The 25,699-nt window shown below is 70.9% G+C and carries 23 protein-coding genes; 8 read left to right on the top strand and 15 right to left on the bottom strand.

Annotated features, from left to right (window positions below; genetic code table 11):
- The first annotated feature begins 11 nt into the window (after window positions 1–11).
- Window positions 12–1,724: an IlvD/Edd family dehydratase gene (locus tag B5557_RS04235; protein WP_079657841.1), complete on the top strand. Its 1,713-nt coding sequence runs from the start codon at window positions 12–14 to the stop codon at window positions 1,722–1,724.
- Window positions 1,725–1,886: 162 nt separating this feature from the next.
- On the opposite strand, the gene B5557_RS04230 is transcribed toward B5557_RS04235, so the two are convergent.
- The 12 genes from B5557_RS04230 to B5557_RS04175 all read right to left on the bottom strand — a co-directional run bounded on the left by B5557_RS04230 (window position 1,887) and on the right by B5557_RS04175 (window position 13,603).
- Window positions 1,887–2,588, bottom strand: coding sequence for a FadR/GntR family transcriptional regulator (locus B5557_RS04230; RefSeq protein ID WP_079657840.1), 702 nt, complete (start codon window positions 2,586–2,588; stop codon window positions 1,887–1,889).
- Window positions 2,589–2,611: 23 nt separating this feature from the next.
- Window positions 2,612–3,592, bottom strand: coding sequence for an aldo/keto reductase (locus tag B5557_RS04225; RefSeq protein ID WP_079657839.1), 981 nt, complete (start codon window positions 3,590–3,592; stop codon window positions 2,612–2,614).
- Window positions 3,593–3,639: 47 nt separating this feature from the next.
- Complete coding sequence (locus B5557_RS04220; RefSeq protein WP_079664582.1) at window positions 3,640–4,713, bottom strand: sugar kinase; 1,074 nt, start codon at window positions 4,711–4,713, stop codon at window positions 3,640–3,642.
- 5 nt (window positions 4,714–4,718) lie between these two features.
- Window positions 4,719–5,366, bottom strand: a complete 648-nt coding sequence (locus tag B5557_RS04215; protein ID WP_079657838.1) for a bifunctional 4-hydroxy-2-oxoglutarate aldolase/2-dehydro-3-deoxy-phosphogluconate aldolase — start codon at window positions 5,364–5,366, stop codon at window positions 4,719–4,721.
- Window positions 5,363–6,124 (bottom strand): SDR family oxidoreductase, encoded by a 762-nt coding sequence (locus B5557_RS04210; RefSeq protein ID WP_079657837.1) that lies wholly within the window; start codon window positions 6,122–6,124, stop codon window positions 5,363–5,365. The genes B5557_RS04215 and B5557_RS04210 overlap by 4 nt, the downstream gene beginning before the upstream one ends.
- Window positions 6,121–7,164 carry a zinc-dependent alcohol dehydrogenase gene (locus B5557_RS04205; protein WP_079657836.1) on the bottom strand — a complete coding sequence of 348 codons (1,044 nt, stop codon included), beginning with the start codon at window positions 7,162–7,164 and terminating at the stop codon, window positions 6,121–6,123. Before B5557_RS04205 ends, B5557_RS04210 begins: the two co-directional genes overlap by 4 nt.
- Window positions 7,161–7,598, bottom strand: coding sequence for an RbsD/FucU domain-containing protein (locus B5557_RS04200; protein ID WP_079657835.1), 438 nt, complete (start codon window positions 7,596–7,598; stop codon window positions 7,161–7,163). The genes B5557_RS04205 and B5557_RS04200 overlap by 4 nt, the downstream gene beginning before the upstream one ends.
- Window positions 7,599–7,610: 12 nt before the next feature.
- On the bottom strand, window positions 7,611–8,486 hold the full coding sequence (locus B5557_RS04195) for an amidohydrolase family protein (protein ID WP_079657834.1): 876 nt from the start codon (window positions 8,484–8,486) through the stop codon (window positions 7,611–7,613).
- Complete coding sequence (locus B5557_RS04190; RefSeq protein ID WP_079657833.1) at window positions 8,479–9,804, bottom strand: L-fuconate dehydratase; 1,326 nt, start codon at window positions 9,802–9,804, stop codon at window positions 8,479–8,481. The genes B5557_RS04195 and B5557_RS04190 overlap by 8 nt, the downstream gene beginning before the upstream one ends.
- Window positions 9,805–9,896: 92 nt before the next feature.
- Entirely contained in the window at window positions 9,897–10,937 is a 1,041-nt protein-coding gene (locus B5557_RS04185; protein ID WP_079657832.1) for an ABC transporter permease, read from the bottom strand.
- Entirely contained in the window at window positions 10,930–12,492 is a 1,563-nt protein-coding gene (locus tag B5557_RS04180) for a sugar ABC transporter ATP-binding protein (RefSeq protein ID WP_079657831.1), read from the bottom strand. The genes B5557_RS04185 and B5557_RS04180 overlap by 8 nt, the downstream gene beginning before the upstream one ends.
- 46 nt (window positions 12,493–12,538) lie before the next feature.
- On the bottom strand, window positions 12,539–13,603 hold the full coding sequence (locus B5557_RS04175; protein ID WP_079657830.1) for a sugar ABC transporter substrate-binding protein: 1,065 nt from the start codon (window positions 13,601–13,603) through the stop codon (window positions 12,539–12,541).
- Between the two features lie 445 nt (window positions 13,604–14,048).
- Between B5557_RS04175 and B5557_RS04170 the strand changes: the two genes are divergently transcribed.
- On the top strand, window positions 14,049–16,280 hold the full coding sequence (locus B5557_RS04170) for an alpha-L-fucosidase (RefSeq protein ID WP_079657829.1): 2,232 nt from the start codon (window positions 14,049–14,051) through the stop codon (window positions 16,278–16,280).
- 134 nt (window positions 16,281–16,414) lie between these two features.
- Here B5557_RS04170 and B5557_RS43515 read toward each other — a convergent pair whose 3' ends face one another.
- Window positions 16,415–16,867 carry a hypothetical protein gene (locus B5557_RS43515; protein ID WP_159424324.1) on the bottom strand — a complete coding sequence of 151 codons (453 nt, stop codon included), beginning with the start codon at window positions 16,865–16,867 and terminating at the stop codon, window positions 16,415–16,417.
- Between B5557_RS43515 and B5557_RS04165 the strand changes: the two genes are divergently transcribed.
- Window positions 16,866–17,111: a hypothetical protein gene (locus B5557_RS04165; RefSeq protein ID WP_079657828.1), complete on the top strand. Its 246-nt coding sequence runs from the start codon at window positions 16,866–16,868 to the stop codon at window positions 17,109–17,111. The genes B5557_RS43515 and B5557_RS04165 overlap by 2 nt on opposite strands.
- A gap of 75 nt (window positions 17,112–17,186) precedes the next feature.
- On the opposite strand, the gene B5557_RS45635 is transcribed toward B5557_RS04165, so the two are convergent.
- Window positions 17,187–20,303, bottom strand: a complete 3,117-nt coding sequence (locus B5557_RS45635) for a fibronectin type III domain-containing protein (protein WP_079657827.1) — start codon at window positions 20,301–20,303, stop codon at window positions 17,187–17,189.
- Window positions 20,304–20,476: 173 nt separating this feature from the next.
- Window positions 20,477–21,379 carry a LysR family transcriptional regulator gene (locus tag B5557_RS04155; protein WP_079664581.1) on the bottom strand — a complete coding sequence of 301 codons (903 nt, stop codon included), beginning with the start codon at window positions 21,377–21,379 and terminating at the stop codon, window positions 20,477–20,479.
- Between the two features lie 151 nt (window positions 21,380–21,530).
- On the opposite strand from B5557_RS04155, the gene B5557_RS04150 reads away from it, so the two are divergent.
- The 5 genes from B5557_RS04150 (at window position 21,531) to B5557_RS04130 (ending at window position 25,673) form a co-directional block, all read left to right on the top strand.
- Window positions 21,531–21,941 (top strand): YybH family protein, encoded by a 411-nt coding sequence (locus B5557_RS04150; protein WP_079657826.1) that lies wholly within the window; start codon window positions 21,531–21,533, stop codon window positions 21,939–21,941.
- Between the two features lie 77 nt (window positions 21,942–22,018).
- Entirely contained in the window at window positions 22,019–22,327 is a 309-nt protein-coding gene (locus B5557_RS04145; RefSeq protein WP_079657825.1) for a DUF6400 family protein, read from the top strand.
- Window positions 22,314–22,571 carry a hypothetical protein gene (locus tag B5557_RS04140; protein WP_079657824.1) on the top strand — a complete coding sequence of 86 codons (258 nt, stop codon included), beginning with the start codon at window positions 22,314–22,316 and terminating at the stop codon, window positions 22,569–22,571. Before B5557_RS04145 ends, B5557_RS04140 begins: the two co-directional genes overlap by 14 nt.
- A 168-nt stretch (window positions 22,572–22,739) precedes the next feature.
- Window positions 22,740–24,521 (top strand): enoyl-CoA hydratase-related protein, encoded by a 1,782-nt coding sequence (locus B5557_RS04135; RefSeq protein WP_079664580.1) that lies wholly within the window; start codon window positions 22,740–22,742, stop codon window positions 24,519–24,521.
- A gap of 63 nt (window positions 24,522–24,584) precedes the next feature.
- Window positions 24,585–25,673: a hydrogenase expression protein HypE gene (locus B5557_RS04130; protein ID WP_079657823.1), complete on the top strand. Its 1,089-nt coding sequence runs from the start codon at window positions 24,585–24,587 to the stop codon at window positions 25,671–25,673.
- Window positions 25,674–25,699: the final 26 nt, after the last annotated feature.

The raw sequence follows: 25,699 nt of genomic DNA, 5'->3' as shown, positions 1-25,699 counted from the left end.
GAAGGGGCATTGTGAAGCTCCGCAGCGCACAGTGGTACGCGGGTCAGGACCGCAACGCCTACATCCATCGGGCGTGGATGCGACGGGGTGTGCCGGGCGACGCCTTCACCGGCCGCCCGCAGATCGCCATCGCCAACACCGCGTCCGACCTGACACCTTGCAACGCGCATCTCAACGAGGTCGCGGCCTCCGTGCGCAACGGCGTGTACGAGGCGGGCGGGATCCCGCTGGACCTGCCCGTGGTGTCGCTCGGCGAGACACAGGTGCGGCCCACCGCGATGCTCTGGCGCAACATGGCGGCGATGGCCACGGAGGAGATGCTGCGGGCCAACCCCGTCGACGGAGTGGTCCTGCTGGGCGGCTGCGACAAGACCATCCCGTCGCTGCTGATGGCGGCCGCCTCGGTGGACCTGCCCGCCGTCGTGGTGCCCGGCGGCCCGATGCTCACCGGTACCTTCCGCGGCGCCCCGCTGGGCTGCGGCACCGACGTGTGGCGGCTGTCGGAGGAGGTCCGGGCCGGCACGCTTTCCCAGGAGCAGTTCGCCCGCTCCGAGTCGGCGATGATCCGCAGCCGCGGGCACTGCAACACGATGGGCACGGCTTCGACGATGGCGCTGGTGGCGGAGGCGCTGGGCACCGTACTCCCCGGAGTGGCCGGGACCCCCGCGCCCGACAGCCGGCTGCTGGAGGCCGCGCACCGCACCGGCCGGCTGGCCGTGGACATGGTGGGCGCCGACCGGCGGCCGGGAACCTTCCTGACCAAGGCGTCCTTTCACAACGCGATCGTCGCGCTGGCAGCCATCGGCGGCTCCACCAACGCGGTCGTCCATCTCCTGGCGATCGCCGGCCGGTCGGGCATCGCTCTCACGCTGGACGACTTCGACCGCATCGGCTCCCGCGTGCCCGTCCTCGTGGACCTCCAGCCGGCCGGCCGCTTCCTCATGGAGGACTTCCACCGCGCCGGCGGCCTGCTCGCCGTCCTGCGCGAGGTACGCGACCTGCTCGACCCCGACGCGCTGACCGTGACCGGCGCGCCACTCGTCGACTCTCTCGACGACGCCCCCATCTGGGACACCGACGTCATCCGCACCCGCGCCGAGCCGCTGGTCGCCGAGGGCGGCATCGCCGTCCTGCGCGGCAACCTCGCCCCGAACGGCGCTCTCATCAAACCGGCGGCGGCCTCCGCACACCTGCTGCGCCACCGCGGCCGGGCCGTCGTCTTCGACTCCATCGAGGACTTCCATGCCCGCGTCGACGACCCCGAACTCGACGTGGACGCCGACTCGGTGCTGGTCCTGCGCGGCTGCGGCCCCAAGGGCTACCCGGGCATGCCCGAGGTCGCGAACATGCCACTGCCGAAGAAGCTGCTGGAACAGGGCGTCCGCGACATGGTCCGGGTCTGCGACGGCCGGATGAGCGGCACCGCCTACGGGACCGTGGTCCTGCACGTGGCCCCGGAAGCCGCGGCCGGCGGACCCCTCGCGCTGGTGCGGACCGGCGACTTCATCACCCTCGACGTGGAAGCCCGCCGCATCGACGTCGACGTACCCGCCGGCGAACTCGCCCGCAGGACCCCCGACGAGGCCACCCGCACCGGCTTCGCGCACCCCCGGCGTGGCTGGGAGCGGCTCTACGTGGACCACGTCCTGCAGGCCGACACCGGCGCCGACCTCGACTTCCTCGTCGGCTCGAGCGGGTCCGAGGTGAGCCGCGAGTCGCACTGACCGCGGGCCGCGGGCCGGGGGCCGTCGAGATGAGCGCGCGTTCACGACGGCCGGATGCCCAGGCCGTTCCTGGTCCTCGACGGCCGGACCGTCGCCGTCGAACGCGCCCTGGTCTGGGGGCTGGTGGACCGCATCGAGGAGTGAACCGCCGCGCCGCGCGCCTCAGGTCCCGGTGTCGGTGGAGTCGAGGTGTTCTCTCAGCCACTGTTCGGTGCTGCTCACGTGCAGCAGGGCGGCGGCCTGGCTGAGGGCGGTGTCGCGGCGGGACAGGGCCCGGAAGATCGCCTCGTGCTCGGCGAGGGTCCGGCCCGCCGCGTGGGTGTCGACCAGGCCGCGCCAGATGCGGGCGCGCAGGGTGCGGCCGGAGACGCCTTCCAGGAGGGTGAGCAGGCTCTCGTTGCCGGTGGCGGAGACGACGGCGCGGTGGAAGGCCGCGTCGTGGGCGTTGAGCCGCTCGACGTCGTCGCGGGCCTCGCGCATGGCGTCCAGATGCTGCTTCACCTCGGCCAGCTGGGCGTCGGTGATCCGCGTGGCCGCGAGTGCGGTGGCCACCGGTTCGAGGAGCCGTCGTACCTCCATCAGGTCCAGCAGCGCCGCCGAGTCGCTCTGGAGCAGCTCCACGGCACCGCCGAGACCCTCCAGGAGCAGGCTCGGCTGCAGGCTGGTCACATAGGTGCCGTCGCCCCGGCGGACCTCCAGGACCCGGGCGACGGACAGCGCCTTGACCGCTTCCCGGGCGAGGTTGCGGGACAGCCCCAGCTGGCCCGCCAGCTCCTGTTCCGGTGGCAGCTTCGAGCCCGGTGGGAGAGCACCGGTCCGGATCAACTCACGGATCTGCTCTATGGCCTTGTCGGTCAGAGACACCGCGAACTCCTTCCGTCAGTGTCCTAGACGGACACGTCCGACCTGATCAGCCTCCGGGCACGAAGGTCGTCCCAGAGTCCTTCGGGGATGTGCCGACGGTGGAGTTCCACGTTGCGTGTGACCTGTTCCGGATGCCGCATACCCAGGGTGACGTTGATGATAGTGGGGTGGGCGAGCGGGAAGGCGATCGCCGCGGCGGGAAGCGTCGTGCCGTGCGCCTCGCAGACCTCGGCGATCGCCCGGGCACGCTCGACCAAATCCTTCGGGGCGTCCTGGTAGTCGTACTTCATGCCCTCGGCGGGCCGCTCGCGGGAGAGCAGTCCCGAATTGAACACACCGACCGCCACCACGCTCTTTCCCTGCTCCTGCGCGGCCGGCAGGACGTCGTCCAGAGCCGACTGGTCGAGCAGCGTATAGCGCCCGGCCAGCATCACCACGTCGGCGGCGGTCTCGCGGAGGAAACGGGCGAGCATGGCCGACTGGTTCATGCCGGCGCCGATCGCCCCGATCACCTTCTGGTCGCGCAGTTCCGCCAGCGCCGGCATGGCCTCCTCGGCTGCCTGCCTCCAGTGCTCGTCGGGGTCGTGCAGATAGACCACGTCCAGGCGGTCCAGGCCCGTGCGCTCCAGCGTCGCCTCGATGGAGCGCAGTACGCCGTCCCGGCTGAAGTCCCACTCCCTGCGCAGATCGTCCCGCACGACGAAGCCCTCGCTGTCGACCCCACTCGGCCGTTCGTTGGGGACGAGCAGACGGCCCACCTTGGAGGAGACGACGTACGTGTCCCGAGGGCGGTCCCGCAGTGCCGCTCCCAGGCGGCGCTCGGACAGGCCGAGACCGTAGTGCGGCGCCGTGTCGAAGTACCGGATGCCGGACTCCCAGGCGGCTTCCACCGTGGCCGCCGCCTCCTGGGGCGGGGTGATCCGGTACAGGTTGCCGATCACCGAGGCGCCGAAGCCGAGCTCGGTGAGTGCGACCGAGGTGTGGGCGATCTTCCGGTGGTGCAAGGGGAGCTCCTCGAAGGTGCGGGTCGTCGGGCCGGCCGCCGGCGGGATCAACGTCTGACGGCGGCGGAGCCGCCCGCCATGAGGGCCTCGACCTCGGCGAGCGAGGCCATGGAGACGTCTCCGGGCGTGGTCATGGTGAGCGCCCCGTGGGCGGTGCCGTAGGCGAGCGCGCGGCGCAGATCCGCTGCCCCGACGTCGGCGCAGGCGCCGCCCCGCCCGTCGCCGGTCAGCAGCCCGTAGATCAGTCCGGCCGCGAAACCGTCGCCGGAGCCGACCCGGTCCAGAACGTGCAGGCCGGGCATCTCGGGGCCGCCGACGAAGCCGCTCGCCGCCGACCACGCGGCGGACGACCAGTCGTTCACTCCGGCCGAGGGGACATTGCGCAGCGGGGTCGCCAGGACCTTGGCCTCGGGCACCAGGGCGGCCACTTCGGCGAGCGCGTCCGGCACCTCGGCGGCCGGGACGGGCGAGCCGCCCGGACGCTTCCCGGCCAGGCCCAGCGCGCCCACCACGACGTCGGCGTGGCGGGCGAGCCGCAGATCGGTCTCGCGCGCCCGGTCGGCGCCGCCCCGGCCGGCCCAGAGACTGGGGCGGAAGTTGGGGTCGTAGGAGACCGTCACGCCGTGGCGGCGGCCGGCCGCCATGGCCTCCTCCGCGACGTCCGCGGTGGTCTCCGACAGGCCGGCGAAGATGCCGCCGGTGTGGAACCAGCGCGGCCCCGACACGAACAGCGCGTCCCAGTCGATGTCCCCCGCGCGCAGCTGGGACACCGCCGTGTTCGCACGGTCGCTGACGCCCAGCGCGCCCCGGATGCCGAAGCCGCGCTCGACGAAGTTCAGGCCGTTGCGCGCGGTGCGGCCCGCGCCGTCCGCGGACACCCAGCGGACGAGGGACGTGTCGACGCCGCCCTGCAGAATGAGGTCCTCGACGAGCCGCCCGACCGCGTTGTCGGCCAGCGCCGTGACGACGGCCGTGCGCAGTCCGAAACAGCGGCGCAGGCCGCGTACGACGTTGTACTCGCCGCCGCCCTCCCAGACCTGGAACGAGCGCGCCGTGCGGATCCGCCCCTCGCCCGGGTCGAAGCGAAGCATCACCTCACCGAGGGCGACCACGTCGGTCACGTCCGTCACGTCGAACTCCTCTCCCACGTCGTACTCCTCTGCACGGCCTCCGCGGTCAGCCGCCGGATCTCCGGGTACGCCGCACGGTCCAGATGGGCGGGGGTGGCCATCCAGCTGCCTCCCACGGCGAGGACCGCGGGGTGACCGAGGTAGTCGCCCAGGCGGTCGGTGCCGATGCCGCCGGTCGGCACGAACCGCACCCCGGGGAACGGCGCGGCGAGCGCCTGGAGGGTCCGCAGGCCGCCCAGGGGCTCGGCGGGAAACAGCTTCACGGTGTCGACACCGGCCCGCAGGCACCGCATCAGCTCCGTGGCGGTGGCGATGCCCGGCACCACGGGAACGCCCAACTCCCGGCAGGCGCTGACGACTTGCTCGTCGAAGCCGGGGGAGACCACGAAGCGGGCGCCGGCCGCCACCGCGCGCTCCGCCTGCTCGGCGGTGAGCACGGTGCCGGCGCCGACGACCAGCCCGCCGTGCGCCGCCATCGCCCGCACCGCCTGCTCGGCGGCCGAGGTGCGGAAGGTGACCTCGGCGCACCGGGCGCCGCCCGCCGCGAGCGCCTCGGCGAGCGGGCCGGCGGTCGCGGCGGACGGGACGGTGAGCACCGGCATGACACGGGCGCCGGACAGCACCGAGGCGAGGTCGGCGGTCATCTGCCGAGCCAGCCGCCGTCGACGGGCAGGACGGTGCCGTGGACGTAGGCGGCCGCGTCCGAGGCCAGGAACACGGCGGCCCCCGCGAGGTCGTCGGCGCCGCCCCAGCGTCCGGCCGGAATGCGCTCCAGGATGGCCTTACTGCGCACCGGATCGTCTTGCAGGGCCTGGGTGTTGTCGGTGGCGATATAGCCGGGGGCGATGGCGTTGACGTTGACGCCGCGCGCCGCCCATTCGTTGGCCAGAGCCTTGGTCAGTCCGGTGACGCCGTGCTTGGCGGCGGTGTAGCCGGGGACGTTGATGCCGCCCTGGAAGCTGAGCAGCGACGCCGTGAAGATGATCTTCCCTTGGCCGCGGGCCACCATCGCCGCGCCGACGGCCCGGGTCAGCGCGAACTGCGCGTTGAGGTTGACCTGGAGTACCAACTCCCAGTCCGCATCGGGGTGTTCGGCGGCCGGAGCGCGGCGGATGGTGCCCGCGTTGTTGACCAGGATGTCCACCGGCCGCTCGCGTCCGGCAAGGTCCGCACCCAGGGCCCGCACGGCCTCGGGGTCGGCGAAGTCGGTGCGGATCGCCTCGAAGGTACGGCCCGCGGCGACGACGTCCTTCTCGACGTCGCTGCCCGACGCCTCGAGAGCGGCACTGACGCCGATGACGTCCGCGCCGGCCTCGGCGAGGGCGCGGGCGACGGCCCGGCCGATGCCGCGCCGCGCGCCGGTGACGACGGCCAGCCTGCCCGTCAGATCGAAGATGTTCATACGGCGGCTCCTTCGGCCTCGTCCGTGCAGTCCACCAGGATCTTCATCACGTCGCCGCCCGCCTCCAGCGCCTCGAACGCCGCGGGCGCCTCGGTGAGCGGCACCACCTTGCTGATCAGCCGTTCGGCGGGGATCGTGCCGTCCGCCACCAGAGCGACGGCCCGCTCGAAGTCGGAGCGGTCGTACAGCCGGGCTCCCACGAGCGTCAACTCGCGCCAGAAGAAGCGGTGCAGGTTGATCTCGCGGGGCTTGGGGTGGATGGCGACCAGGCAGAGCCGGCCGCGAACGCCGAGTACGTCGACGGCGGTGTTCACGCCGCCGGCGGCGCCGGAGACCTCGAAGGCGACGTCGGCACCCGCGTCGGCGGTCCACTCTCCCACCAGGGCGGTCACGTCGGTGGCGGCCGGGTCCCAGGTGGTCAGGCCCTGCTCCTCGGCGAGCAGCCGCCGGTGGGCGTTGAGTTCCACCACGCGCACCTCGGCACCGGCGGCCCGGGCGACCAGAGCGATGAGGACGCCGACGGGTCCGCCGCCGACCACGACGACCTTCTCGCCCTCTGCGACGGCGGCGCGGCGGACGTCGTGCACCGCGACCGCGGTGGGTTCGACGAGGGCGGCCTGGTCCAGCGGGAGGCTGCCGGGCAGGCGGATGAGGGCGGAGGCCGGGACGGTCCAGCGCTGCTGCATCGCGCCGGGGGAGTCGATGCCGATGAAGTCGAGGTGCTGGCAGATGTGCTGGTGACCGGCCCGGCAGGCGGGGCAGGTGTCGTCCCACCGCAGGGGCATCACGGTGACCGCGTCGCCGGGCTGCCAGCCCTCCACGCCGACTCCGACGCGGACGACACGGCCGGACATCTCGTGTCCCAGGACTGCGGGCGTGCTGACCCGGGCGTCCATGTCGCCGTGGAAGATGTGCAGGTCGGTGCCGCAGATGCCGACGTAGGCGGGGGCGAGTTCCACCTCGCCGGGGCCTGGCTCCAAGCTGTCTGCGGGCGCGGTGTCCAAGGTGCGGGCGGACGTGTATCGGACGGCGAGTGTCATCGTGTTCTCAGGGTCCCTTCAGCGCGAACGCCGATGGTCAGCAGCAGGTTGGCGTAGGTACGGATGTCGGCGGTGACGACGGCCAGCGCCAGGTCGGGGGAGCGGGCGGCGTCGTAGAACTCGAAGCGGCCGAGCGTCTCGACGGGGATGGGCGCCAGCAGGGAGCGGTACTCGGCGATGGCCGGCGGCTCCGGTTCGCCCTCGGGCGGCACCATCACCTGCGCCGACTCGACGGGCAGGGCGCGCAGCAGCACGTCGAGGACGGTGGTCACGTCCAAGGTGCCCGGCGCCAGGTTGAGGTGGACGGTTCTGGCTCGTTCGCCAGTGGCGGTGCCGGCGGGGTAGTGGCCGTCGGCGAGCAGGACGCGGGCGCCGTGCCCGGCTCCGGCGAGCGCTTCGAGGATGCCGGGGTGGAGCAGCTCGGTCAGCAGCACTGCGTTCTCTCCTTACTTCTCGGACAGCCGGTAGAAGGCGGTCGCCGTGTCGCAGAGCACCGCCTGCTTCTCGTGCGGGGAGCAGGCGTCCAGCAGTTCCTCGACGGTGGCGGCCCAGCGGTTCCAGCCGCCGGCGAGGACACAGACGGGCCAGTCGGAGCCGAACATCAGCCGGTCGGGGCCGAAGGCGGTCAGCAGGGTGTTCCAGACCGGGCGGATGTCGTCGAGGGTCCACTCGTGGTGGTCGGCCTCGGTGATCAGTCCCGAGACCTTGCACCGGACCTGGGGACAGCCGGCCAGGACACGCACCTTCCGTGCCCAGTCGGAGATCGTGTGGTGGCCGATGGGAGGCTTTCCCGCGTGGTCCAGGACCAGCGGAAGGTCCGGGAAGCGCTGGGCGAGACGGATCGCCTGGGGGAACTGGTGGCTGCGGATGAGCAGGTCGTAGCCGAGATCTCTGTCCTGTACGGCGCGTAGGCCCCGCTCGACGGCCGGCTGCTGCAGCCACTCCGCATCGGACTCGCCCTGCACGACGTGGCGCAGGGCCCGCAGATACCCGCCCGAAGGCCGGGCGCGCAGTTCGTCGAGTACGTCCCCGACATCGGGCGCGGCCAGCTCCACCCAGCCGACGACCGCGCCGACCATCGGGTCCTGGTCGGCGAGGTCCAGCAACTCCTCCGTCTCGGGGACGGACGCCACGCACTGGACGAGCACCGTACGCGTCAGCCGCCGTCCGGCGACGGGCCGGGTCGCGGCCCGTCGCAGCTCCTCGACGCCGTAGCTGCGACGGATCGGTTCGTGGCCGGGTTCGTCGAGCCATGGCTGGGGGCGCCGGTCCAGGTCCCACACATGGTGGTGGGCGTCGATCAGCGGCAGCGGCTCAGACACGGGCCGCCCAGACAGGGCCGTCGGGGTAGGTGTACTCCTTCAGGGATTCGGGGTGCATCTGCGCGCTCAGTCCGGGGAGGGTGGGCGCGAGGTAGTGGCCGTCGGTGATGTGCACCGGGTCGACGAAGTGCTCGTGCAGGTGGTCGACGTATTCGATGACCCGGTCCTCGGTGGTGCCGGAGACGGCGACGTAGTCGAGCATCGACAGGTGCTGCACCATCTCGCACAGGCCGACGCCGCCGGCGTGCGGGCAGACCGGGACGCCGAACTTCGCGGCGAGCAGCAGGATGGCGAGGTTCTCGTTGACGCCGCCGACGCGAGCCGCGTCGATCTGCACGATGTCCACCGCGCCGGCCTGCAACAGCTGCTTGAAGACGACGCGGTTGGCCACGTGCTCGCCGGTGGCGACCTTGATGGGGGCCACGGCCTTGCGGACGGCGGCGTGGCCGAGGATGTCGTCGGGGGAGGTGGGCTCCTCGATCCAGTACGGGTCGTAGGGAGCCAGGGCTCGCATCCAGTCGATGGCGGGCTGGACGTCCCATCTCTGGTTGGCGTCGACGGCGATGCGGATGTCGGGGCCGACGGTCTCGCGGGCGGTGCGCATGCGCCGTACGTCGTCCTCCAGGTCCGCGCCGACCTTCAGCTTGATCTGGGTGAAGCCGTCCGCGACGGCCTCGCGGGCCAGGCGGGCCAGCTTCTCGTCGGAGTAGCCGAGCCAGCCGGGGGTGGTGGTGTAGGCGGGGTAACCGCGCTCCAGGAGGCGGGCGGTGCGCTCCTCGCGGCCCGGTTCGGCGCGCCTGAGGATCTCCAGGGCCTCTTCGGGGGTGAGGGCGTCGCTCAGCCAGCGGAAGTCGACCTGGGCGACCAGTTCCTCGGGTGACATGTCGGCGAGGAAGCGCCAGACGGGCTTGCCCGCCCGCTTGGCGGCGAGGTCCCAGGCGGCGTTGACGACGGCGCCGGTCGCCATGTGGATGGCGCCCTTCTCCGGCCCGAGCCAGCGCAGTTGGGGATCGTGGACCAGGGTGCGGGAGAACGCTCCGAGGTCGGAGCAGACCTCCTCGACCGACAGGCCCACCACATGCGGGGCCAGGGTCGCGATGGCGGCGGCCTGCGCGTCGTTGCCCCGCCCGGTGGTGAAGGCCAGGGCGTGGCCCTCCAGCCCGTCGCCGGCGTCGGTGCGCAGGACGACATAGGCGGCCGAGTAGTCGGGCTCGGGGTTCATGGCGTCCGAGCCGTCGAGATGTTCGGAGGTGGGGAACCGCACGTCCAGGACGTCCAGGGCGGTGATTCGGGCGGATGAGGGCGCGGTGGAGGACATGGCGGCAACTCCTGTGAGGGCAAGGGGAACCCGGTCCCCTTGCGACGAGAGGTGAACACGGCGGAGGTGGGCGGCCGGTGGGGCCGCCCGGGTCAGTCCTGGACCTTGCCGCCGGTGATACGGGAGATGGCGAGGGCGACCAGGATGATCAGGCCGTTGAGGGCGCCGATCCACTGGGCGGGGACGCCTGCCAGCGTGAGCACGTTCTGGATCATGAAGAGCAGCAGGACGCCGCAGAACGCGCCGAACATGGTGCCCTTGCCGCCGTTGAGGCTGATGCCTCCGATGACGGCGGCGGCGAAGACGGTGAAGATGTAGCCGTTGCCCTGAGCGGAGGCCACCGAGGCCAGGCGTCCGGAGAGCATCAGCCCGGCGAGGGCGGCGAGCACGCTGCCGGTGACGATGACGATCCACAGCACTCGGTCGGTACGAATACCGGCCGCCTTCGCCGCGTCGACGTTGCCGCCGATGGCGTACAGCGAACGGCCGAAGCTGGTCCAGCCCAGGACCACGATGGCGACGGCGAACAGCGCCAGGCAGATCCAGATGGAGGCGGGCATCCCGAACCATTGGGCGGTGCCCAGGTACAGCATGGACTCCGGGAGCTGGAAGAAGGTCTGGCCGCCGGAGACGCCGGTGAGGATGCCGCGCAGGACGATCAGCATGCCGAGGGTGACGATGAAGCCGTTGAGGCCGAAGCGGATGATCAGCAGGGAGTTGACGACGCCGACGAGCGCGCCCACGGCGAGGGTGACGGGGATCGACCAGGCGCCCGGAAGGAGCCCGAGCCCGTGACCCGCACCGACCGGGACCACCAGCCAGGCCGCGATGCCGGGTGCGAGTCCCATGGTGGACTCCAGGGAGAGGTCCATCTTCTTGACGATCAGGATCATCGTCTGGGCGAGGACCAGCAGGGCCATCTCTGACATGGTCTGCAGGACGTTGATGAGGTTGTCGGCCTGTAGGAAGACCGGGTTGACGATCTGGCCGACGATCGCGATGACGACGATCGCGGGGACGAGCGCCAGGTCGCGCAGCCGGGCCAGGGGGATCCGGCCACCGAGCAGCGCGGTCCGCTTCTGCCGCGGTTCCACGGCGTTGGCGGCGGCGTCCGCGAGGACGGTTTCAGGCATTGAGGTCCACTCCTTCCATCGCGGCCACGAGGTCGTGGTCGTGCCAGCCGCGGGTGATTTCCGAGGTCACTCGGCCCTGGAACATCACCAGGACCCGGTCGCACATCCGCAGGTCGTCGAGTTCGTCGGAGGCGATGAGCACCCCGGTGCCGGCCTCCGCGATCTCCTCGACCTTGCCGAGGAGGAACTCCTTGGAGCGCACGTCGACGCCCGCGGTCGGGTTGATCAGCACCAGCAGCCGGGGGTCGTCGGCGAGGGCGCGCGCCATGACGACCTTCTGCTGGTTGCCGCCGGACAGCGCGGAGACCGGCAGGTCCGGCCCCGGGGTCTTGATCGCCAGCTTCTCGATCATGGCCTCGGCGAGCCGGTCCCGGCGCTGGGCGCTGATGAACCCGTTGTGGCCGAGCCGGCCGGGCACGGAGAGAGTGGCGTTGTCCGCGATCGACATGTCGGGGACGAAGCCCTGGTGGTGCCGGTCCTGCGGGACGAACCCGGCGCCGGCGGCCAGCGCGGCGGGCACGCTTCCCGCCCGGGGCCGCTGCCCCGCGATCTCCACATCACCGCTGTCGGCGGCCCGCAGTCCCACCACGGTCTCGGCGATCTCCGTACGGCCGCTGCCGGCCGCTCCGGCGAGTCCGACGATCTCGCCCGCGCCCACCCGGAACGTGACGTCGCCGTAGGTCTCGCCGGTCAGGGCCCGCACCCTCAGCGCGGCCGTCGCCTCGGCGTCCAGGCTGCTCGCCCGTTCCTCACGCCGGTCGGCGGCCGCCTCACCGGTCATGGCGGCGACGAGTTCGGTCCGTGGGAGTTCGGCGACCGGCGCGGTCAGGATGTGCCGGGCGTCCCGGAACACCGTCACCATGTCGCAGATCTCGTAGATCTCCTGGAGATGGTGGCTGATGAACAGGAAGGTCACGCCCTGGCGTTGCAGGTCGCGGATCCGGTCGAAGAGCCGGCTGATCGCCGCCGCGTCGAGCTGCGCGGTCGGCTCGTCGAGGATGATGAACCGGGCGCCGAACGACAGCGCACGGGCGATCTCGACGAACTGACGCTGTTCGACGTCGAGTTCACCGGCGGGGGTCTGCGGGTCGACGTCCACGGACCACGTCGACAGCGTCTCCTGCGCACGGCGGCGCACGCCCGGCCAGCTGATGAGCCGGCCGCGACCGTGATGGTGCCGGTTCAGGAAGAGGTTCTCGGCCACCGTCAGGGTGGGGATGATCGTCGACTTCTGGTAGACGCAGGCCACGCGCTGCCGCCAGGCGTCACGGTCGGCGAGCCGTGGCGCCGCGCTGCCGCCGAACGTCACCGTGCCCTCGTCCGGGGCCTGCAGACCGGTGAGGACGGAGACCAGGGTCGACTTGCCCGCTCCGTTGCGGCCGACGAGTGCGTGGGTCTCGCCGGGCCTGATGGTGATCCGGGCGCCGTTCAGGGCCACCGTCGGACCGAATCGTTTGACTATGCCCGTCGCCTCGACCACGGGCGGGTCCGCCGGGACCCGTCCGTCGTCCGCCGGGGCGGGCGTGGGGGTGACTGCTCGCTCCCCGTCACTCATCTCAACCGCCTTGCGTTCGTGAGCCGTTGGATTTCCGGGCCAGCCGTCAGCCGAGGTGGTTGCCCCACAGGGAGGTGTCGGTGCTCTTCAGGCTCGGGACTCCGCCGTACGTGCCGCCGTCGGCGGTGACCAGCGGTGCGGAGAGCTGGTCCTCCAGCAGGCCGTCACGCACCTGCACGATGGTGCTGTCGTGGTCGGTCTTGCCCGGCTTGAAGGTCTTCCCGTCGATCGCGGCCTTCAGGTAGTACAGGGCGTACTGGGCGTAGAGGTCGGCCGGCTGGGAGACCGTGGCGTCGATCTTCCCCGCGGAGATGGACTTCAGCTCCTCCGGAATGCCGTCGTTGGAGACGACGAACACATGCTTGCTGTCCTTCGGGTCGACCAACAGGCCCTTCTGCTTCAGGACTTGGAGGGTGCCGGCCAGGGCGAAGCTGGACTCCATGTAGACGCCCTTGATGTCCGGGTTGGCCGTCAGGTCCGTCTGGAGCTTCTGCGCGGCGACGGCGCCGTCCCAGTTGGTGGCCTCGCCGAACACCTTGATGCCGGGGTAGTTCTTCTTCATGCAGTCGTTGAACGCCTCTGTGCGGTCACGGCCGTTGATGGAGTCCAGGCCGCCCTCCAGCATCACGACCTTGCCCTTGCCGCCGAGCTTCGTGCCGAGGTACTGGCACGCCTTCTCGCCGTACGCGCGGTTGTCGGCGCGCACCACCATGAAGACCTTGCCGCTGTCCGGGCGGGTGTCGACGGTGACCACCGGAATCTTCTTCGCCTCCAACTGCGCCAGCGTCGGCGCGATGGCGGCGGTGTCCTGCGGGGCCATGGCGATGCCCTTGACGCCCTGGCTGACGAACGTCTGCACGTTGGCGGTCAGCTTGGCGACGTCGTTCTGCGAGTTCGTGGTCTTGAGCGAGAGGCCGAGCTTCTTCGCGGACTCCGGCGTGTACTTGATGTACGAGTTCCAGAAGTCGGTGTCGGAGCGCGGGTAGTCGACGCCGACCAGCGGCGCGTCGCTCGACGACGCCGAGGTGCTGGAGCCGCTGCCGCAGGCGCTGAGCAGCGCCAGTGCGGACAGGGCGGCGGCGGTGGAACAGAGTGCGTTTCTGAGTCTCATCGGTACTTCCTCGCGCCGGTCCCGTAGCGGGAGATGTTTCGCATGGGCGACAACTGTGTGCCATCACCCCGAAGAGATGGGATGTTTATAGGCCGCGTGGCGGCGGGTTGTCTAGCCCTGGGTGCGATTTCATACAAAGATGCACGTCAGTGTGGGCGTGTGAGGTCTGACGGGCCCTGGGAGGGTGGATCGGCGGCGAGATCCATCCCATCAATCAGGAGGGGCTCCTGGGGTGATCCACGTCGGCGTCATCCGGCAGACATGCCATGTCTGGGCGATGGAAAAGCACAAGAAGAACGACTAAAAGGGGCAAAACGCCTGGCCGGGTAAGTCTTTTCATCCCTGCACCACCGTTGACATCCCGGGGACACATGGTCGACCTTCATGCGTAACAACCGGCCGTCCCGGTTCTCCCCCCTCCCCCTTCCGCATCAGGGATGTCTCCATGTCGAGCTCGCTCAACAGACGCCAGTTCCTGGCCGGTGCCACCTTCGTGGCCGCGGCGGCCGTCTCCGGAGGTGTGTTCGCCGCCGGCGGCGCACAAGCGGCGCCCGCCACCTACACGCCCGACTGGAACTCGGTCGACCAGCACCCACCGGCCCCGGAATGGTTCCAGGACGCCAAGTTCGGCATCTACTTCCACTGGGGCGTCTTCAGCGTTCCGGCGTACGACAGCGAGTGGTATCCGCGCAACATGTACCAAAGCGGCAGCAACGCCAACAATCACCACATCGCGACCTACGGTCAGCCGTCGGCGTGGCCGTACCACAACTTCATCAATGGAGCGCAGGACCTGACGGGCAACTTCGTAAAGTTCGCGCCGAAGCTGAAGTCGGCCGGCGGGAACTTCGACCCCGACGAGTGGGCCCAGCTGTTCGTCGACGCCGGCGCGAGGTTCGCCGGCCCGGTCGCCGAGCACCACGACGGCTTCTCGATGTGGGACAGCCGGGTCAACGAGTGGAACTCGGTCGCCAAGGGCCCGCAGCTCAACCTGCTGCAGCTGTTCTCCACGGCCATCCGTGCCAAGGGCCTCAAGCTGCTGGTGGCCATGCACCACGCGTTCAACTTCAACGGCTTCTACGAGTACGCCCCCGCCCAGACGGACCCGAGCCTGAAGAAGCTGTACGGGCAGCTGGACTCGGCCACGGAGAACCAGCTCTGGTACGACAAACTCAAGGAGGTCATCGACCGCGCCCAGCCCGACATCCTGTGGCAGGACTTCAAGCTGGACGCCATCGACGAGACCCAGCGCCTGAACTTCCTGTCGTACTACTACAACCAGGCCAACAGCTGGGGCCGTGAGGTCGTCGCCACCTACAAGGACGGCTTCGACAACAAGGGCGAGGTCTTCGACTACGAGCGCGGCGGCCCGGCCGACATCACCACGCCGTACTGGCTGACCGACGACAGCATCTCCAGCTCCAGCTGGTGCTACACCCAGGGCATCGGCTACTACAGCATCCAGCAGATGCTGCACTCGTTCATCGACCGGGTCAGCAAGAACGGCAACATGCTGCTGAACATCGCGCCGATGGCCGACGGCACCATCCCCCAGGCTCAGAAGGACGTCCTGCTCGGTATCGGCGACCATCTGAAGCGCTTCGGCGAGTCGATCTACTCGACCCGCGCCTGGAGCGTGTACGGAGAGGGCCCGACGAAGATGGGCGGCGGCGCCTTCACCAATCCGACGGCCGGCACGGCGCAGGACATCCGCTTCACCCGCAACAAGGACAACAACGTCCTGTACGCCACCGTCCTGGGCTGGCCGGGCAGCTCGCTGACGATCAAGACGCTCAGCTCGGGCCGCATCAACCTGTCGTCGCTGACCTCGGTGAAGCTCCTCGGCTCCACCGCCGGCACCTACATCGACCTGCCCACGCCGGCCCAGAACTCCTCCGGCCTCACGGTCACCCTGCCCTCCTCCGCGCCGTACAGTGCGGGCGCCTACGTCCTGAAGCTCTCTTTCTCCGGCGCCATCCCGGCCATCGTGCCGCTCGCCGGAGCCGCCGCCTTCGCGGACGTCAACTACACCGGCAGCTCCGCCACGTTCGCCCTCGGCGACTACACCGCGGCCGACCTGACCGCGGCGGGAGTGGGCACACGCAACATCTCCTCCCTCCGTCCGGCCCCCGGCTACCAGGTGATCGGCTACTCAGCAGACAACTTCACCGGCACCGCCTGGACGTTCACCGCCGACAACCCCGACCTCAGGGTCACCGGCAACAACGACCAGATCACCTCGCTGAGGGTCCAGTTCAACCCGTCGACGTACTTCCGGCTCACCAACGTCACCGACGGTCTCGCTCTGGACAGCGGCGGCAACGTCGCCTCCGGATCGAACCTCAAGCAGTGGTCCTGGGACGGCAGCCCCAACCTCCAGTGGCAGGCGGTCGATGTGGGCGGCGGCTACTACAAGCTGGTCAACCGCACCAACGGCATGGTCGCCGACGGCTGGGGCGCCACCGCCGACGGCTCCGCCGCCCGGCAGGCGGCGTGGAACGGCGGCCCCAACCAGCAGTGGAAGATCACCCCCCGGGGCGGCAACAGCTACTCGATCGCCAACCGCACCACCGGCCTGGTCCTCGACGGCGGCGGCAACGTCGCCTCGGGTTCCGTCACCAAGCAGTGGACCTACGGCAGCAGCACCAACCTGCTGTGGACCTTCACGGCGCTCTGACAGTTCGAGCCAGTGAAGGATCCGTCCGGCCGCCGCCGGGGGTGCGGGCGGAGAGGGTCTCCGACAGGCGGCGGGGTGACGCGGGGCAGACCACCGCGTCCCCTGCCCCTGCCGGCTCGCGCTCGGTCGCTGCGCTACGGAATTTCCGTGGACACCACACCGCCGAGATTGCTGGGATCGACTTCGAGAAACAGCTTTGCATTCTCAGCCGCCGAGCTCTCGGGTATCGGAGCTGGAGAGAAAACAGAAATGACTCCGACCCGTCCGTCGACTTCGGCGTTGAAGGTCCACCGGAACTGTCCCGATGCTTCGTCTATTCCCTTCTTCCCGGGCCTGAGTATGGTGACGGAAGGCATGTGATCTCCCAGAATAGACATCAGGAAAAATCGTATCGCCAATATTATTCGGCCGCCATTCGGGTGACGGCGAAACGATCCCTTGGACCAAGGTCGTTCCCACACGCTGCGCGCTTCGTCAGCATCGAGGCGTCCGGTTTCCGCGACTTTCGCAACCGGACCGCCCCGACCCATGAGGAACGGAAATCCAAGCCATGGCATTGACGACGAGACCGACGACGGCAGGTTCATGACCGAACAGGCCCTGACGTTCTACCGCGAGAACTACCTGCCGGAGCCCTCGTACTCCCCGTTCGTCGCGATGGTCCGCAAGGCGCTGTCCGACACGTACGCCGACAAGGCCGTCGGGGTGAACCCCTACGACGAGATCATCGGGGTGGCCTCGAAGCAGTTCAACAAGATCCAGGACTACGCGCTGAGCCACCAGGGTGACGACCAGCCCCAGATGCACCAGGAGCTCGGCGACGACCGCTGAACGTACGCCCGCCCCGCCGCCCGTCGGAGCGACGGGCGGCGGGGCGGGCGGCGGGGCGGGCGGGTCGGTGCGCCGTCAGCTCGCGGCTGGCGCCGCCGCCGGGCGGGTGCCGGGGACCGCTCCGTAACCCAACTGCTCGGGAGTGTCGCCGTCCTGGCCGTAGATCTGCACCCGGTAGTAGGAGGTGGCCCCGGCCGCCGCGGTGGTGTCCAGGTGGGACACGGCGGTGCCGGGCAGGGTCGAGGTCAGCTCGTCCCACACCTGGGTGGCGGGGTTCCAGCGCTCGATCGTGACCGAGGACGGCGCCGGGCACCAGTCGTTCTGGCAGGACCACGTCCAGCTGAGCAGCACACCGTCCGCGGAGCCGCTCGCGGCCAGGCTCATGGAGGCCGCGTAGCCGTCGCCCATCCACGGCAGCACCGCCGCCTCGGAACGCACCCCGGCGGCGTCCACGGCCACCACCGCGTAGTAGCCGTTGGAGGAGGGGTAGGGCGCGGCGGTGTCGGTCACGGTGGTGCCGGTCACGGGCTGGTCCTGGACCCGGGTGCCGGGGTTGGCGGCGTTGCCCCAGTACCGGTAGACGAGGTAGCCGGTGGCGCCCGGGACGGGCTGCCAGGACAGCACCGCGTGGTCGCCGTCCTGCCGCGCGCCGAGCCCGGCGGGCCGGTCGGGACGCGCGGTGCCTTCGGGGTACGGGCGCACCGCGCAGTCGTCATCGGAGAATCCCGAGCGGCTCCCCGCCGCGTTCACGGCGACGGTCCGGTAGCAGGTGGGCACTCCGGCCGGCGCGCCGGTGTCGGTCCACTCCGGGGTCGTCGTCGCGGGGAGGTCGGCGGTCTTGATGTACACGGCGTCGGTCTCGGAGCGGCGCCAGACCTCGTAGCGGGCTGCGGTCGGGTCGTTGACGGACCAGGCCACCCGGATGCCGTCCGCGGTGCCCGCCGTGGTCGGCAGGTCGGGCGCCTGCGGGGCGGGGGCCGGCTCGTCGGATACGTCGATCCAGATCGGGTCGCTGTAGCCGCCCTGGAAGTTGCGCACCGTCAGGCAGTAACGGGCTTTGCGGAACGGTTCGGTGTCCAGGTAGTAGGAGTCGGCCGTGTGGAAGGTGTCGACGCTCGCGCACCGGCTGCCGTAGGTCGTGCGGAACAGGTAGTAGAGGTAGACCTCGGACGGTGGGGAGTCGTCCCAGTCGAGCAGGATGCCGCCGCTGTCGTCGCGGGTCGCGGTCAGCCCGGTGGGCGTGGACGGTTTCGGCGCCGGCGGGGGCAGCCGCTTCAACTGCACCACCGTGCCTGCGGAGCGGTTGCCCACCTGGTCGACCGCGACGACCCGGTAGTAGGGGGTGGCGTCGGCGGCGATCGGGCCGTCGGTGAGGATGCAGCGGACCTGCTGCTCGGTGTCGGGCACGGCGGCGCACTGGGGCGTGCGGGGGCCTGCGACGTCGGTGAACGGGCCGTCGGGGGTCGCGCTGCGGGTGACCTGGTAGCCGACGAAGTCCTGCTCATGGCCGGGCCAGCCGTCGGTGGTCCAGGCCAGGGTGGCGGTGGTGCCCCCGTCAGGTGCGGTGACCTCGGGCGCGCCGGGCGCGGCGGGCGGGTTGGTGTCCGGCGGCACCGGGCGGCTGACGGCTACCGGCTCGGTCCAGGCCGAGTACGCGGGCGCAGTGCCGGCGTCGACGGTCCTGCCGACGGCGCGCACCCGGTAGTAGCGGGTGCCGCCCTCGGGCAGGTCGGTGTCGGTGAACTGCGACGGGGTGAGCGGTGCGCCGGCGCCGGCGCGCACGGTCCAGGGACCGGTGGTCGAGGAGGCGGACTGCACCTGGTAGCCGGCGGTCAGGCCGTGCACGGGACTGCCGACCGGGTTGTCGGCCCAGTCCACCGTGGCGTTGACATCGCTCAGTTCGCCCTTGAGCCCGGTGGGCTGCCGGGGCGGGTACAGGCCGGTGTCGGGGCGGAGTGCCGAGGCGACGGTTCCGGCGTACTCACCGGGCTCGGTGGTCGCCGCGGCCGACTCGTTGCCGGCGGTGTCGACGGCCGTCACCCGGTAGTACGCGGTGACGCCGATCGGGGCGTCCTTGTCGGCGTAGGCGTTGTCCTGGACCACTCGGGCGTCGGCGCTCCTGATCCTGGCCCACGGGCCGTCAGGGGCGGTGGCACGGTACACGTGGTAGCCGGCGAACGAGTCCTGGGTGCTGGAGTCGTCGTCCCAACTCGGCCCCCAGCTCAGGTGGTTCTCGCCGAGGTCGTCGTCGGGGTCGGGCACGCCGTTGCCGTTGAGGTCGATGTCGCCGTAGCCGTCGGCCCCCAGGTCCTCCGGAGCCCGGGGCGGGGTGGTGTCGGCAGGGACGGCCGAGACGGCGGCCGATGAACGGGACTGGTTGCCGGCGCGGTCCACGGCGGTGACGGCGAACCAGTACTTGGTGCCGTTGCGCAGCCCGGTCGAGGTGAACGTCCTCGCGGTCAGCAGGCCGGAGCCGCTGATCCGGTGTGCGGTGTCCAGCGCCACGGGGGTGCTGGTGGAGCGGTAGACCCGGTAACCGGCCAGATCCGCCTCGGCGTTGCGGGCCCAGTTGACGGTGGCCCGGCCGTCACCGCGCACCGCGCTCACGGAGGCGGGAGCGAGCGGGGCCACCCTGTCCGCAGTGGTCGGGGCAAGGTCGGCGGAGACATTGGCCGAGCCCGTGAAAGCCGCGTAGTCGACCCGCACGGTGTGTGTCCCGGCAGGCACGGTCACCTTGACGCTCGCGCGCTGGGTGGAGACGTAGTCGCGCCACAGGTTGACGTGGCGCGTGCCGTCGATCCAGACCCGGACACCGTCCTGGGCCGCGGTCCGCAGCAGGAAAGGGCCGCCCCCGCCGAAGTTGCGGCGCATCGTCCAGCGGACGCCGAAGCGGTCGTTGGGCAGGGATATCCGGGCGGGGTGGCCCGTGCCCCAGTTCTCGCTGACGGAGGCGTCGCACAGTGACGCTCGGGGCGTGCCGGTGAGGGTGGTGTTGGCGTAGTAGTCGGCCTTCCACACCCCGTCGGAGCAGTTCACCGACGCCACCGGCACCGCGTCCGACGGGGCCGTGCGGGGCGGGCTCTGCACGGTACCGGCGATGAGCGCGGCTCCGGCGGCGGCGGTGACCGGCCACAGCAGTCGGGGTCGGCGCGGCGCGCGGACACGGGATTGCGGGGGAACGGGTCTGCCCATCGGGGCGTCATCCTTCCTCGGATCCGGTGCACCACCTGGGACATGACGGCTCGTGGGGTCCACCGAGTGATCACTTCCTGCCCCCGCGATGATGGCATGCGAACAGACATTCGTGTGCGAAATCGTGCAGAACTCGTACGGGAATCGTGTACGTATCGGTCTTCGAGGTCACCTCACTCGGCATGCTGAGCCGGGTCGGGCTGGGTGAATGCCCGTCGGCTGTGCACGAGCAGTTCGCGCACTGACGGGTTGTGCGTGCTCTTCCAGATCAGGGCGAGCGATGCCGGCGCTTCGACGTCGTCGATGGTGCGGGCGACGAGCCGGTCACGGTAGTTCGCGGCCATCGAGGCACTGAGGACCGCGACGCCGAGCCCGCGGACGGCGAGACCTGCCATGGCGTCCGCGGCGCTGGCTTCCAGCGCGATCGCCGGCCGCAGGCTCTGTGCGGCGCAGGCGCGGTCGAACACCGTGCGCAGGCCGGTGCCGGGTGGCATGCACACGAGGGGGTGGGCCGCCAGGTCACGCAGCGTGACCCGGCGCCGTTTCGCCAAGGGGTGCCCGGCCGGAACCGCTGCGACGAGCCGCTCACTGACGATGGTCAGCGCCTCCAGCCCCTCGGGTGCGGCGGTCGCGGTACCGATGAGGGCCAGGTCGACGGCGCCGGTGCGAACCTTCTCGACGAGAACGTCGGAGTTGTCCTCAAGGAGCGAGATCTCCACACCGGGATGCGCCCGGTGGAACGCGGCGAGGGCGTCGAACAGCGGGGTGACGGTGCAGCCCATGACCATCCCCACCGTGATCCGGCCCCGGATCAGCTCGGTCACCTCACCCACCGCCTGGCCGACCGCTGCGGCGGCGGCGAGTGCGGTGCGGGCCGGTTCGAGGGCGGCCTTGCCTGCCACGGTCAGGGTGGCGGTGCGCGCCGACCGGTCGAACAGCTCGGCGCCGAGCTCACGCTCCAGTTGGCGGATCTGGGCGCTGACGCCGGACTGGCTGATGTGCACCCGCTCGGCGGCCCGCGTGAAGTTCCGCTCCTCGGCGACGGCGACGAAGTACTCCAGCTGCCTCAGTTCCATGACCATAGATTCTAGCTACCAGAAAAACCATCTGTTGGACTTCTGATCGGCAGGCCGCCAGGCTGGGAGGCAAGCCAGGAAACACCAAGAAGCTCAGCAGCTCGGCAGCACAGCAGCTCGGCAGCTCAGAAGCCCGACAGCAGGAGGAACCATGCCGGAGTACGAGAAGGCGGAGTACGGGAAGGTGGAGTACGGGAAGGTGGAGTACGAGAAGGCCATGCGGCCCGAGGACATCACCCGCTTGTTCGTCGAGCGCTCCAACGTCGGCGACGCGACCGGGGTCGCCGCGCTCTACGAAGAGGACGCGGTGATGGCCTACCCGCCCGGCGAGCTGACCGTGGGACGGGAGGCGATCCGTGCGCTGTGGGAGAAGGTGCTGGCCCACCGTCCCCGCTTCGAGCCGGAACAGCCGCTGCCGACGCTGATCAGCGGCGACATCGCCCTCACCGCGACGCCCCCCAGGGACGGGGCCGGCGCCCGGGCGCAGGTCGTCCGGCGCCAGCACGACGGAAGCTGGCTGCGCGTGCTCGACCAGCCCGAGTTCGTCCCGCCCACCGGCTGATCGCTCGGCAGGGAAGGGCTGTGACTTCCCCCACCTGCTCTTGCCGGGCCGAGGAACGCTTACCTACGTTCGGTCGCATGTCCCCCCACGGCCGTGCCCTTCCTGACGAACCGGACGAACCCGCTGCGGCGAGCAGGCCCGCGGCCGACCGACCGGACCCGCTGGTCGATCTGGCCGTCGACCTGAGCTCACACGAAATGCTCCGGCGCGCCCATGTCCTGGCCGCACTCGGCTCCGACTGGGACCCCGTCGCCGCGCTACGCGGCGAGGAAGCGGCGCACGAGCTGCTCTACTCCGGCCTCAGCGCGGAGCAGCAGCGCATGTACGACGAACTGGTGTCGGCCGGTGTGCTGCCGCGGAGAGGCGGCGGCGATGCTGCCGCTTGACCCGCAGGCCGACGTCGGGCGTCGCGCCTGGGTGGCCTGCCCGAACTGCGGAGACCATCGCGGGTGCGCCACCTGCGAGCAGGGCCGCACCTGCTCCGAGCACTGGCGCTACCTGCTCTCCAACGTGGGCAGCCTGCTCCACCTGCAGTGCCATTCGTGCACCCACATCTGGGCCCACGAGACCCACTTCGGCGCCACCCGCTCGCCCTGGGAACGGATCACCAGCGGTCTGCGACGACGGTGATCCTTCACCGCGACCGGCTCGGCGCGCCGGACAGATGAGCCCGGACGGCGGATCGGTGCCCGCTTTCGGATGACCTCACCGTCTGTCGTCGAAGGCGACGAGCGGCCGGGGCCGAGGATCGCGATCGGCGGCCGTCCCTGCCTGCCGTTCGTCCGTCCGGAGGCAGCCGTGCACATCCTGCTCCTAGCCAGCGCGTTCAACAGCCTCACCCAGCGCGTCCACGCCGAACTGCGCGACCGCGGACACACCGTGGCGGTGGAACTCGCCCTGCCCAGCACCGAGTTGCCGGAAGCCGTGCGGCGCCACGCACCCCGGCTCGTCGTCGCGCCGATGCTGAAGACGGCGATCCCCGAGGAGGTGTGGTCGGCGTACACATGCCTCGTCGTCCATCCGGGGCCCGTCGGTGACCGAGGGCCGTCCTCCCTGGACTGGGCGATCCACGACGACGTCGACCAGTGGGGCGTCACCGTCCTGCAGGCCGACGGGGAGATGGACGCCGGTGACGTGTGGGCCTGCGTGCCGTGCCGGGTTCCTCCGGTGTCCAAGAGCGAGCTGTACCGGGGCGAGATCGCCGACGCCGCCCTCAAGGCCGTGATGCTCGCCGTGGAGCGCTTCGCCGGAGGCGCCCACGTTCCGCGCGGGCAGGACGCCGCCTGCGCGTCCGAGGCCGGGCCGCGCCCGCGCCCGTACCTCGACCAGAGCGTCCGGCGGATCGACTGGGCCGAGGACGGCACGCAGGACGTCCTGCGCAGGCTGCGGGCGGCGGACTCGCAGCCCGGTGTGCTGGACACCCTGCTCGGCGGCGAGTGGTACCTGCACGGCGGCCACCCCGAGAGCGAGTTGCGGGGCCGGCCGGGCGAACTGTTGGCCACCCGGGCCGGGGCGCTCTGCCGGGCCACCAAGGACGGCGCCGTGTGGATCCCCGAGCTGCGGCCCCGGCGCGCGCCCGGACAGCCACCCACCTTCAAGCTGCCTGCCGTGCTCGCCCTGGGCGACTGCCTGCCGCCGCTGCCCGAGCACGCCCTGCCGCCGCTGCCCGAGGCGCGGCACCGCACCTGGTCCGACATCCACTACCGGGAGGACGGGCGGGTGGGCTTCCTGTCGTTCTCGTTCCCCGGCGGGGCCATGAGCACGCAGCAGTGCCGACGTCTGCTGGACGCCTACCGGGAAGCCTGCGCGCGACCCACGTCGGTGCTGGTCCTCGGCGGTGAACGGGACTTCTTCTCCAACGGCATCCACCTCAACGTCATCGAGGCCGCGGCCGACCCCGCCGCCGAGTCCTGGGCGAACATCAACGCCATGGACGATCTGGTCGAGGCCGTCCTGACGACGACGGACCGGCTGGTGGTCTCGGCGGTCGCGGGCAACGCCGCGGCGGGCGGGGTGATGCTGGCCCTGGCGGCCGACGAAGTGTGGTGCCGCGCGGGCGCCGTGCTGAACCCCCACTACCGACTGATGGGCCTGTACGGCTCGGAGTACTGGACGCACACCCTGCCGCGCAGGGTGGGTCCCGCGACGGCCGGGCGACTCATGCGCGAGGCGCTGCCGGTGAGCTCGGCGAGCGCACTGCGTCTCGGGCTCGTCGACCGGGTCGTCGACTGCGGTCCTGACGCGTTCGCGCGGGAGGTCGGCGACCTGGCGGCACGCCTCGCGTCCCTCCCGGCGACGGCGTCACGGATCACCGCGAAGAAGACGGAGCTGGACCGGCTGGAGAGCGCGACCCCGCTGGCCGGCTTCCGCGAGCGGGAGCTGGCCCGGATGCGCCGGACCTTCGAGGACCCGGACGCCCCGTACCACGCGCTGCGCCGCTCCTTCGTCCACAAGGAACGGCCGACGTGCACCCCGCCGCACCTCGGTCGGTCAGCGGTTGCGCAAACCGGGCGCACCCCCTCTGCCGCCGACGTCACCGGAACGGCCCCCGCTGGTGTCTCGTCACGGCCGAACGGCTGATACGAAGAAAGCCGACGGCCGAAATGCAGGCCTTCATCCCTTACCTCCCCAGGAGGCGGTCCCATGACTGAGGCGACGCCGGACACGGTCGGCGCTGCGGACGCGGACGGCGCGCCCGCCGACGAGACACCCACGATCCACATTCTCTGGATCAACGCGGGGCTGAGTTGCGACGGTGACTCGGTCGCCTTGACGGCGGCCATGCAGCCCAGCATCGAGGAGATCGTGCTCGGGGTGCTGCCGGGGCTTCCGAAGATCGCCGTGCACTGGCCGCTCATCGACTTCGAGTGCGGCCCGGTCGGCGGCTCGGACACGTTCATCGAGTGGTTCTTCAAGGGGGAGCGGGGCGAGATCGACCCGTTCGTCCTGGTCGTCGAAGGCTCCGTCCCCAACGAGGAGATCAAGCCCGAGGGCTATTGGTGCGGCTTCGGCGACAACCCGGAGACCGGCCAGCCGATCACCACCAGCGAGTGGATCGACCGGCTCGCCCCGAAGGCGCTGGCGGTCGTCGCGATCGGCACCTGCGCCACCTACGGCGGCATCCACGCCATGGCGGGCAACCCGACCGGCGCGATGGGCGTGCCGGACTACCTCGGCTGGGACTGGAAGTCCCACGCGGGCATCCCCATCGTCTGCGTCCCCGGCTGTCCGATCCAGCCCGACAACTTCTCCGAGACGCTCACCTATCTGCTCTACCAGGCGACCGGCGCCGCCCCGATGATCCCGCTGGACGACAAGCTGCGCCCGACCTGGCTGTTCGGGGCCACCGTGCACGAGGGCTGCGACCGCGCCGGCTACTACGAACAGGGCGAGTTCGCCCTGTCGTACGACTCGCCGAAGTGCCTGGTCAAGCTCGGTTGCTGGGGTCCGGTCGTCAAGTGCAACGTGCCCAAGCGCGGCTGGATGAACGGGATCGGCGGCTGCCCCAACGTCGGCGGCATCTGCATCGCCTGCACCATGCCCGGCTTCCCCGACAAGTTCATGCCGTTCATGGACGAGCCGCCCGGGGCCAAGGTGTCCAGCAGCGCCAGCGGAGCGTACGGCGCCGTGGTCCGCAAGCTGCGGTCGATCACCGCCAGGACGGTGGACAAGGAGCCCAAGTGGCGCCGCTCCGGAGACAGGATCACCACCGGATACCGGCCCCCGTGGTGAGCGTCCGCCGCACGTAGATCCGCTCC

The organism is Streptomyces sp. 3214.6, from assembly GCF_900129855.1.
Taxonomy (GTDB): Bacteria; Actinomycetota; Actinomycetes; order Streptomycetales; family Streptomycetaceae; genus Streptomyces; species Streptomyces soliscabiei.
Note: the sequence above shows the minus strand (reverse complement) of the source record. Positions and strands in the feature narration are given on the sequence as shown.